The sequence below is a fragment of the Streptomyces himastatinicus ATCC 53653 genome (assembly GCF_000158915.1).
In the GTDB taxonomy this organism is placed as follows: Bacteria; Actinomycetota; Actinomycetes; order Streptomycetales; family Streptomycetaceae; genus Streptomyces; species Streptomyces himastatinicus.
On the sequence record NZ_GG657754.1, the window covers coordinates 2,748,240 to 2,758,555 of the forward strand.

7 protein-coding genes and 2 pseudogenes are annotated in these 10,316 nt (G+C 73.1%); 4 read left to right on the plus strand and 5 right to left on the minus strand.

Annotated elements, in window-relative coordinates; translation table 11 throughout:
• From SSOG_RS11000 to SSOG_RS11010, 3 genes and pseudogenes are all read right to left on the minus strand, one after another.
• A pseudogene (locus SSOG_RS11000) lies at nucleotides 1-270 on the minus strand (xanthine dehydrogenase subunit D); the annotation flags it as partial.
• Nucleotides 271-272: 2 nt separating this feature from the next.
• Entirely contained in the window at nucleotides 273-788 is a 516-nt protein-coding gene (locus SSOG_RS11005) for a (2Fe-2S)-binding protein (RefSeq protein WP_009714296.1), read from the minus strand.
• Nucleotides 779-1,669 (minus strand): FAD binding domain-containing protein, encoded by an 891-nt coding sequence (locus SSOG_RS11010; RefSeq protein ID WP_009714297.1) that lies wholly within the window; start codon nucleotides 1,667-1,669, stop codon nucleotides 779-781. The genes SSOG_RS11005 and SSOG_RS11010 overlap by 10 nt, the downstream gene beginning before the upstream one ends.
• 231 nt (nucleotides 1,670-1,900) lie before the next feature.
• On the opposite strand from SSOG_RS11010, the gene SSOG_RS11015 reads away from it, so the two are divergent.
• Both SSOG_RS11015 and SSOG_RS11020 read left to right on the plus strand, forming a co-directional pair.
• Entirely contained in the window at nucleotides 1,901-3,604 is a 1,704-nt protein-coding gene (locus tag SSOG_RS11015) for a PucR family transcriptional regulator ligand-binding domain-containing protein (RefSeq protein WP_009714298.1), read from the plus strand.
• A 221-nt stretch (nucleotides 3,605-3,825) separates the two neighbouring features.
• Nucleotides 3,826-4,608, plus strand: a complete 783-nt coding sequence (locus tag SSOG_RS11020) for a hypothetical protein (RefSeq protein ID WP_009714299.1) — start codon at nucleotides 3,826-3,828, stop codon at nucleotides 4,606-4,608.
• 212 nt (nucleotides 4,609-4,820) lie between these two features.
• Here the strand turns inward: SSOG_RS11020 and SSOG_RS11025 are convergent, their stop codons facing one another.
• Nucleotides 4,821-5,510 carry a GntR family transcriptional regulator gene (locus tag SSOG_RS11025; RefSeq protein WP_039937194.1) on the minus strand — a complete coding sequence of 230 codons (690 nt, stop codon included), beginning with the start codon at nucleotides 5,508-5,510 and terminating at the stop codon, nucleotides 4,821-4,823.
• A 569-nt stretch (nucleotides 5,511-6,079) separates the two neighbouring features.
• Here SSOG_RS11025 and SSOG_RS11030 point away from each other — a divergent pair.
• Nucleotides 6,080-7,297, plus strand: coding sequence for a DUF2637 domain-containing protein (locus tag SSOG_RS11030; RefSeq protein WP_009714301.1), 1,218 nt, complete (start codon nucleotides 6,080-6,082; stop codon nucleotides 7,295-7,297).
• A 36-nt stretch (nucleotides 7,298-7,333) separates the two neighbouring features.
• Here SSOG_RS11030 and SSOG_RS11035 read toward each other — a convergent pair whose 3' ends face one another.
• Nucleotides 7,334-7,816 carry an ATP-binding protein gene (locus SSOG_RS11035; RefSeq protein WP_086015784.1) on the minus strand — a complete coding sequence of 161 codons (483 nt, stop codon included), beginning with the start codon at nucleotides 7,814-7,816 and terminating at the stop codon, nucleotides 7,334-7,336.
• 148 nt (nucleotides 7,817-7,964) lie between these two features.
• Between SSOG_RS11035 and SSOG_RS11040 the strand changes: the two are divergent.
• A pseudogene (locus SSOG_RS11040) lies at nucleotides 7,965-10,316 on the plus strand (alpha-mannosidase); the annotation flags it as partial.

Here is a 10,316-nt window from a genome sequence, read left to right on the forward strand (position 1 = left end):
CGTCGTGCGTCATGACGGGCGTGGACGCCGGGGCAGGGGTCAGCGCGCCGCTGAATGTCGATGGAGCGGGATCTCGGCGTGGGCGTGGGGGCTGCGCAGGGTGAAGCCCCACAGCATGTCCTCGTGCCACAGGTCGGAGGAGTACGCGAACTCGCCCGTCACCTTGAGCGTGCCGTCGGGGCGGAGGGTGGATTCGCCGATGTGGCCCTTGCCCCGGCTCTCGGTCAGATGGGCCTGGGTGATCCTGGTGGGGGCGCGGTCGGGTCCCATGGTCAGCTCGCCTCCCCGGAGACCGAGGTGCGGGCGGCGGCGAGGCGCACCGCGTCGAGGATCTTCTCGTAGCCGGTGCAGCGGCAGAGGTTGCCGGAGAGCGCCTCGCGGATGTCGGCGTCGGACGGGTCGGGGGTCCGTTCCAGCAGCTCATCTGCGGCGACCAGCAGGCCGGGGGTGCAGAAGCCGCACTGCACGGCGCCCGCGTCGATGAACGCCTGCTGGACGGGGGCCAGCGCGCTCGCCCCGGCGTCACCGGAGGTACGGCGCTCCGCGTACTCCGGAAGCCCCTCGACGGTCACCACCTCGCGGCCCTCGGCCTGCCCAGCGGCCACCAGGCACGCGCACACCGGCACGCCGTCGAGCCGGACCGTGCACGATCCGCATTCGCCCTGCTCACAGGCGTTCTTCGAGCCCGGAAGGCCCAGTCGTTCGCGCAGCACGTACAGCAGGGACTCGCCCTCCCAGACGTCGTCGGCCTGCTGCGGCCGTCCGTTGACGGTCATGTTCACGCGCATGCCGCGGCCCTCCCTTCGCCTTCGCGGTACGCCTGCCAGGTCCAGCCGAGCGTGCGGCGCGCCATGACCGTCACCGCGTGGCGGCGGTAGGCGGCGCTGCCGCGTACGTCGTCGATGGGGTCGCACGCGTCCGCGCACAGCTGGGCGAACTCCCGGGCGACCGCGGGCGGAATCGTTTCGCCGCTGTCCCAGAACGCACCGTCCGCGAGCGCCGCGTTCAGGAAGTCCTCCGCCGCCCGGGCGCGCACCGGTGTGGGCGCGGCCGAGCCGATGCCGGTGCGCACGGTGCGGGTGCGCGGATGCAGCGCGAGGGCGAACGCGCACACCGCGATGACCATGGCGTTGCGCGTGCCGACCTTGGAGAACTGCTGCGGCCCGTCGGCCCGCTCGATGTGGACGGCCCTGATCAGCTCGTCGGGCGCCAGCGCGTTGCGCTTCACGCCGGTGTAGAACTCCTCGACCGGGATCATCCGGGTGCCGCGCACCGAGGCCACCTCCACCTCGGCCCCGGCCGCCAGCAGCGCCGGATGCGCGTCCCCGGCGGGCGAGGCGGCGCCGAGGTTGCCGCCGACGGTGCCGCGGTTGCGGATCTGCGGCGAGCCGACGGTGCGCGAGGCGAGCGCGAGGGCGGGCAGCTCGGTGTGCAGCCGCTCGATGATGTGGGTGTACGGCACCCCGGCGCCCAGCCGGACCGTCCGCCCGCCGCTCTCCCACTCACCCAGTTCGCCGATACGGGTCAGATCCAGCAGCCGTTCGGGCCGCCGGTGATCAAAGTTGAGCTCGACCATCACATCGGTGCCGCCCGCGATGGGTACGGCGTCGGGGTGCTCGGCCTTCGCGGCGAGCGCCTCCCGCCAGTCGGCGGGGCGCAGGAAGTCCATGGGCCTCTCTTCTCACCAGTCCTGAAGGAACTCGTGCACGCGGCTCCCAGTCCAGTAGACCCGGCCGCGGGCCCCCGTGGCAGTCACCGAAGACATGAAGCAATTGGCTGGCCAGCGGGCCGGTCTTGTAGATTCGAACGAACGACGGGGAATGGAAACCTCGCGGTATTCGACCGGTGACAGAACCGGTGACAAAAGACGAGTGACAAGACGAGATCGGCTGGCACCACCATGCGGCTGCGCGCACTGCTGGAAACCGATGCCCTGGGCCTGCGCCTGCTCGGCGGCGAGGACGAGCTGGACCGCACCGTACGCGGCGTGATGACCACCGATCTGCGCGATCCGAGCCGCTATCTGTCGGGCGGCGAACTGGTGCTGACGGGGCTGGCGTGGCGGCGGCAGCCGGACGACTCCGAGCGGTTCGTACGGATCCTGGCGGCCGCCGGGGTGGCCGGGCTCGCGGCGGGCGAGGCCGAGCTGGGCCCCGTACCCGAGGATCTGGTGCTGGCCTGCGCGCGGCACCGGCTGCCGCTGTTCTCCGTGGTCGAGGACGTGGCGTTCGCGTCGATCACCGAGCATGTCGTACGCCAGGTCTCCGGCGAGCGGGCCGGGGACCTGGCCGCCGTGGTGGACCGGCACCGGCGGCTGATGACCCCGGGCGCCGCGGGCGGCGGCCCCGAGGTGGTGCTCGACCTGCTCGGCTCGGACCTCGACCTGGCCGCCTGGGTGCTCTCCCCCACCGGCCGCCCGATCGCCGGGCCGACCGCTCCCGGGGCCGCGGAGCTGCCGCAGCCCGTCCGCGCTCAGCTGGCCGGTGAGCATCTGGCCGCCCAGCGCGCCGGGCGCCGCGGCCCGCACCGGCTGACCGCCGCCAACGGAGTGACGTACTCCCTCTTCCCCATCCGCGGCGGTACGAGCGGCGGCGACACCGGCGAGGCGCCCGCGCCCCCGCTCGCCGACTGGCTGCTGGCGGTCGCCGCGGACGCGGGCGACTGGCCGGATGAGCGGCTGGACCTGCTGCACGGGGTCACCCAGCTGATCGCCGTCGAGCGCGACCGCCGGGACGCGGCCGGTACGGTGCGGCGGCAGCTCGCCCAGGAGGTGCTGGAGCTGGTCCAGGCGGGCGCGCCGTCCGCCGAGGTCGCTGCCCGGCTGCGGGTGACGGCGCCGGTGCTGCTGCCGGGGCTCGGCAGCGGCGACGCGCCGCACTGGCAGGTCGTGGTGGCGCGGATGGAAGGGGAGCCGGACGGCGGCCCGGTGGCCCAGGCGCTGCTGGAAGAGATCCTGGTGGACCCGCGGTCGGCCGGGGCCGGGCCCTCGGACCGGATCGCCGTGGCGCACACCGGGGACGAGGCGGTGGCGCTCCTCCCGCTGCCCGCGCCCGCCGACGCCGACGCGGCGTCCACGTCGGCGTCCACGGAGGCGGAGGGCCATGAGGCGGGGCTGCACGCGGACGCCCTGCTCGCGGCCGTCGGCGAACCGCTCGCCCGCGGCCTGGGCGACGACGCCCGGCTCACGCTGGGCGTCAGCGCCCCCGTGCACTCCGCCGAGGCGCTGCGCGGCGCGCTGGAGGAGGCCCGGCACGCCCGCCGGGTGGCCGCCGCGCGGCCGGGCCGGGTCAGCGCGGCCGGGCACCAGGAGCTTGCCTCGCACGTACTGCTGCTCCCCTTCGTCCCGGACGACGTACGCCGCGCCTTCACCGCCCGGCTGCTGGACCCGCTGCGCGCGTACGACCGCCGCCACCGGGCCGAGCTGATCCCGACCCTGGAAGCGTTCCTGGAGTGCGACGGCTCGTGGACGCGGTGCGCGGCACGGCTGCATCTGCACGTCAACACGCTGCGCTACCGGGTGGGCCGGATCGAGCAGCTGACCGGGCGCGATCTGGCCCGGCTCGAGGACAAGCTGGACTTCTTCCTCGCGCTGCGCATGAGCTGACGGGCGGCTGACGGGCCGAGCGCCCCGCGCGCCCCCTGAATGCCTTGAGCACCCCGCGCACCCCGCGCACCCCGGGAACCCTGGAAACCACCACTCTCGCCGGTGGTTTGTGAATTCATTCACACCAACCTCTTGGCCGGGCCCGCGCTTCCGTGTTGAGATTCGGCAACGGCTTCCGGCTCGATGGCGCGCTTGGGGAGGGCAATGTGGCGGACACCGCCATGTCACCACCTGGATCATCGAACTTCGATCCCGACCCCGACGGAGGGGCCGGGCGGGCGGATGACCCGCTCGACACGGCGGTGTGGCGGCTGCGCTCACGCGCGTGCTGGAAGGACGCCGCCGAGCTGCTCGCCCCGTACGCCGCGGACGACGCGGCCGCGGCCCTCAAGCGCGGCGCCATCCTGATCGAGCGGTGCATGTACACCTCCCGGGGCTGGGACGCGGCCGACGACGCGCTGCGGGCGGCCGAGGCCCTCGCCCTCACCGACGACGAGCGCGGCGCCACCGCGTGCGAGCGCGGCTACCTCGCGTACGCCTCCACCCTGCTCGGGAACCGCGACCGCGCCGACGAGGCGCGCACCGCCCTCGGCCGGGCCGCCGCGCTGCTCGGGCCCGGCTCGCCGACCCGTCCGCTGCTGGACTTCCGCCGCGGGCTGATCTCGCAGCACCTCGCCCACAACCCCACCGGCGCCCAGGCCGCGTTCCAGCGCGCCCACGCGGGCGCCGCCGCGCACGGCGACACGCTGCTGCGCTCCTTCACGTGGCGCCATCTGGCCGGGATGGCCGAGGAGGAGGGCAACCTCGCCGAGGCCCGCCACGGCTTCGCCGAATCGCTGCGGATCCGCGAGGAGCTGGGCTACCTGGTCGGCATCGCCCCCGCGCTGGCCTCTCTGGCGGACGTCGAGGAGGAGCCAGAGGCGGGGCGGCTGCGGGCTGAGGCAGGGCGGTTGGTGCGGCTGCTGGGTGGCGTGCCGGTGTGGCTGGCCGAGCAGTTAGCGTGACGGCACCGCGGGGTGCCACCTGAGGTTTCGTTCCCGGGTGCGGCCCGGTGGCCGGGTTGTGCCCACCCGTTCCGCCCCGCGGAACGATTGCCCACAACCGGGTCCGCTATCCAGCCCCTCCGGCGTTTGAGGAGCGGGGGTGTGGGGGCGGAGCCCCCGCCCGGGGCCGGGGCTGAGCCCCGGGGTCGGGGAGGGGCGGGTAGGGGAAAGGCTCAGGCGCCGGACGTGAAGTGCTCGCGGACCAGCGACTCCACCACATCCAGATCGCGGGCCGCGAGCGCGTCGAGCAGCGCCATATGCTCGGCGGCATCCGCGACCAGATCGGCCGTGCGCACAGCACGCCCGCAGGCCAGCGGCCACTGCGCCCGCCGATGCAGCTCATCGGCGACGACGACCAGCTGATGGTTCCCGGCCAGGCTCAGCACCGACTGGTGGAACGTACGGTCCGACTCCAGGTACGCGGCCCGGTCCCCCTTCGCGGCGGCCGCCGCCGTCGCCTCCGCGAACGGCCGCAAGCGCGCCCAGCGCTCGGGCGCGACCGCCCGGGCCAGGCTGAGCATCACCGGGACCTCCAGCAGGGCGCGGACCTCGGCCAGCTCGGCCAGCTCGCGCGCGCTGCGCCGGGCCACCCGGAAGCCGCGGTTCGGTACGACCTCGACGGCGCCCTCGCCCGCGAGCTGCTGCATGGCCTCGCGCACCGGCGTGGGCGAGACGCCGAAGCGGTCGGCGAGGGCCGGGGCGGAGTACACCTCGCCGGGGGTCAGCTCGCCCCCGACCAGCGCGTCCCGCAGGGCGTCCAGGATCTGCCCGCGCACCGAGTGGCGGCGCGGTGACCTGCGCGCCCCGGGCACGCCGGAGGCGTCCCGCGGCTCGGTCGCCGCCTGGGCTTTGGCCTGCTCCACTCGGGTCCTCCTGACATTCCATCGAAACGATATGCGGATGCCGCCCGAGGACAAAGCCCACACGCTCCGGTCACCGCGCGCGGTCGCGGCCGACCTCGTACGACGTCCAGGATTCGCAACGTCGGCGCAAGCTCGTCGCACAGCCGTCGCACAGTCGTCGCGAGGTCTTCACCCAACCCCGGCATGACCCTGGCCACACTCCGATCACACCTCCACACCGCATTCCGGCCGGACCGGACACCGGAAGCGATGCCTTTCGGCCACGGATGCGGGGCTCCCGAAGCGCCCACGACGGGACAGGGGCGAGAAAAGATCACTAAGGAGGTGCGGACGGCCGACGGTAAGCCGTTGGATCGGATTTACCCGCGCTCGGGTTCCGTGAATAGAATCAAGCCGCTTGCAACGAGCGAGCGTTCGAACCGTATCGCACCTATCCGCGTGTCCCCCCGCCCACTTGGCGGCCTCTTGTCCGGAAACTGCTTGAGGCCCGGCAGGATTCCGCCAGGATGTCGCGCGAGTAGGGCCGTACTGCGGCCAGAACTTCACGGAAGCGAGGCAAGGGGCACCGGATGAGACTGACGGACATATCGCTGGGCTGGGCCCTGCCAGTCGTCATAGCGCTCGTCGGAGTCGTGGGGGCGGGAGTTGTCCTCGCGCGCGGCCGTAACGGGAAGAAGGAGGAGACCGGGATCGCCGACTCCTGGGAGCGCAGCGAGGAGCGCCGCCGGCGCAAGGAAACCGTCTACGCGACGGCCTCGTACGTCCTGCTGTTCTGCTGTGCCGCGGTCGCGGCCGCGCTCTCCTTCCACGGACTCGTGGGCTTCGGACAGCAGAACCTGAACCTCTCGGGCGGCTGGGAGTACCTGGTGCCGTTCGGGCTGGACGGCGCCGCGATGTTCTGCTCGGTGCTGGCGGTGCGCGAGGCCAGCCACGGTGACGCGGCGCTCGGCTCGCGGCTGCTGGTGTGGCTGTTCGCGGGCGCCTCCGCCTGGTTCAACTGGGTGCACGCGCCGCGCGGCATGGGCCACGACGGTGCGCCGCAGTTCTTCGCGGGCATGTCGCTGTCGGCCGCGGTCCTCTTCGACCGGGCGCTCAAGCAGACCCGCCGGGCCGCGCTGCGCGAACAGGGCCTGGTGCCCCGCCCGCTGCCGCAGATCCGTATCGTCCGCTGGCTGCGGGCGCCCCGCGAGACCTTCGGCGCATGGTCGCTGATGCTGCTGGAGAACGTCCGGACGCTCGACGAGGCGGTCGAGGAGGTCCGCGAGGACCGGCGCGAGAAGGAGCAGAACCGCAACCGCCGCCGGGACAAGGAGAAGCTGGACAAAGCCCGGATACGGGCGCTCAACCGGCAACACCGGGCGTGGGGCCGGGGCGGCGGCCGCCAGGTGGACATCGCCCCTGCGGCACAGCCGCCGCAGCTCACCGCGGAGTCTGCCCTGGAGGACAACGCGCTGGGAAAAGCCGAAGCGGCCGAGCTGTCAGCGCCCTCAGCTCGGCCCGCCTTGCAGTCCGCGGACGCGGCTGAGTCCACTCAGCGCGACGACCGCGGCGACGACGGCCGACGGGACTGGAGCCGTGACCTGGATTTCAGCTTCGGCTTCGGTGACACCGACGCCACCGAAGCCGACCGGGACAAGGCCAAGAACACCGACGGCAAGGATGACAAGGACAAGGACAAGGACAGGGCGCGGACCGTCGACCTCACCGCCGAGGACGACACCCTGACCATTCCGCGGCTGGACTCCCTGGAGGAGAAGCTCGCGGAGATCGAGCGGCAGTTCGGCTGAGGCAGAACCCGCAGACCGAGGGGCGGTCGGCGGCGGTCAGCCGCCGTCCGCTTCCAGCTCGAACCAGACCGCTTTGCCCACGCCGTGGGCCCGTACGCCCCACGCGTCCGCGAGCGTGTGCACCAGCAGCAGGCCCCTCCCGGAGGTGCTGTCCTCCGGGGGGTGGTCACGCAGTCTCGGGTGACGGGACACGAAGTCCCGTACCTCGACCCGTAATCGGCCCGCCACCGGCCCGGCGATCCCACCGCCGAAGGTGGCCGTGACCAGCGCACCCCGGTCGGTGTGCACCAGTGCGTTCGTCACCAGCTCGCTCGTCAGCAGCTCGGCGAGGTCGGCCCGGCCGGGCTCGCCCCAGTGCCGCAGCATCTCGCGCAGCGCGGCGCGGACATCCGCCACCGCCGCATAGTCGTCATGCCTCAGCCGCTTGCTGAGGCCCCGGCCCCGCTCCCCTTCGATGGCCACCGCCCCGGAGTCCGGCCGGTTGGTCATCCGGCCCCGCCGTACAGGCTGACGCTTCATCCTCCCCCGCCCCTGGCCGCCCTCGGAGCGGCCAGTGTCGAATGCCGTCGAACATGCTCACGGAATGCATTCCCGCCTGTTGCCGTGCCACACACCGGGGGAAAGCATCAGAGGTGATCCGCTGAGCGCCGACCCCCGAGGAGCCGTGATGCACGACGACCGACTGTTGGTGGAGGGGCGCCTGGAGCGGGCTCTGCACCAGTTCATCCGGCCCGCCCAGTACCCGGCGCGCGTGCCGCTGGCCCTCTACGCCTGGCGCGCCCCCGGTGAGCCGGTTCCGGTCGCCGACGCGCTGGCCGCGGCGTATGAGCCGTTCGAGGCCGGTACGGAGTGGGGCGAGCCGTGGTCGACCTGGTGGTTTCCGGCTGGAGGGCGCGGTGCCCGCGGAGTGGGCGGGGCGGCGGGTGGAGGTGGTCATCGACCCCGGCTTCACCGACGACGGTCCGGGGTTCCAGGCCGAGGGTCTGGTGTACGACGCGCACGGCGTACCGCTCAAGGGCATCCACCCCCGTAACCGCCATATCCCCGTCGCCTCCCCGGCCGACGGCGGTGAGCCCGTACGGCTGTTGCTGGAGGCGGCCGCCAATCCGTCCGTGCTGCGCGACGGCTTCGCGCCGACCCCGCTCGGCGACGTCCTCACCGCCGGGGACCGGCCGCTGTACCGCTTCGCCTCCGCCGATGTGGCCGTCCTCGACGAGGATGTATGGCATCTGGTCCTGGACATCGAGGTGTTGTCCGAGCTGATGCGCGAGCTGCCCGCGGACCGGCCGCGCCGCCACGAGATCCTGCGCGCCCTGGAGAACGCGCTCGACGCGCTCGACCTGCACGACGTGCCCGCCACCGCGGCCGCCGCGCGCGCCGAGCTGGCCGGGGTGCTTGAGCGCCCCGCGCACGCCAGCGCGCACCGGGTCTCGGCGGCCGGGCACGCGCACATCGACTCGGCGTGGCTGTGGCCGCTGCGCGAGACGGTGCGCAAGGCGTCCCGTACGTTCGCCAATGTCACCGCGCTCGCGGGCGACTATCCGGAGCTGGTGTTCGCGTGCTCCCAGGCGCAGCAGTACGCCTGGGTCAAGGAGCACCAGCCGCATATCTGGGAGCGCATCAAGAAGGCGGTCGCGGAGGGCAACTGGGCGCCGGTCGGTTCGATGTGGGTCGAGTCGGACGCCAACATGCCCGGCGGCGAGGCCCTGGCCCGGCAGATCGTGCACGGCAAGCGGTTCTTCGTGGAGGAGCTGGGGGTGGACACCGAGGAGATCTGGCTGCCGGACTCCTTCGGCTACACCGCGGCCTTCCCGCAGCTGGCCAAGCTGGCGGGGGTGAAGTGGTTCCTGACCCAGAAGCTGTCCTGGAATCAGTCCAACAAGATGCCGCACCACACCTTCTGGTGGGAGGGCATCGACGGCACCCGCGTGTTCACCCACTTCCCGCCGGTGGACACCTACAACGCCCAGTTCAGCGCGGCCGAACTCGCCCATGCGGAGAAGAACTTTCGCCGACAAGGGCCTCGCCACCCGCTCACTGGTCCCCTTCGGCTGGGGCGACGGCGGGGGCGGCCCCACCCGGGAGATGCTGGAGAAGGCGCGCCGGCTGGGCTCCCTGGAGGGCTCGCCGAAGGTCGAGATCCACAAGCCGTCGGTGTTCTTCACGGAGGCGGAGCGGGAGTACGGGGCCAAGGCGCCGGTGTGGTCGGGCGAGCTGTATCTGGAGCTGCACCGGGCCACGTACACCACCCAGGCGGCCACCAAGCAGGGCAACCGGCGCAGCGAACACCTGCTGCGGGAGGCCGAGTTGTGGGCCACGGCCGCCGCGCTCCACGTGCCCGGGTACGCCTATCCGTACGACGACCTGGACCGAATCTGGAAGACGGTACTGCTGCACCAGTTCCATGACATCCTGCCGGGCTCCTCGATCGCCTGGGTGCACCGCGAGGCGCGCGAGACATACGCACGGGTGCGCGCCGAGCTGGAGGGGATCGCCGCGGACGCGGTGGGTGCTCTGGGCACCGCCGCCGGTCCTGGCACCCCGGCGGTGCTGAACGCCTCGCCGTACGAGCGCGAGGAGGTCGCCGTCCTGGACGCGGAAACGGCGGCGGCCCTGCCCACCGACGCCCCGGTGCAGCCGCTGGGCGATGGCCGCGCGGCGGCCGGGGTGCGGGTGTCCGCGCTGGGCACGGCGGCCCTCGCCGGTACGACGTGGACGGCGTCGCCGGTGACCTCGCTGAGCGACGGCCACGCCATCGTCCTCGACAACGATCTGCTGCGCGTCACCATCGACGGGGACGGGCTGCTCACCTCCGTCCTGGACCTGACGGCGGGCCGCGAGGTGCTCGCCCCGGGCGCGCGCGGCAACCTCCTCCAGCTGCACCCCGACCACCCCAACCACTGGGACGCCTGGGACATCGACCGCCACTACCGGCGCACCCACACCGACCTCACCGCCGCCGAGTCCGTCGAGCATGACCGAGTCCGGTCCGCTGCGCGCGACCGTCCGCGTCGTACGG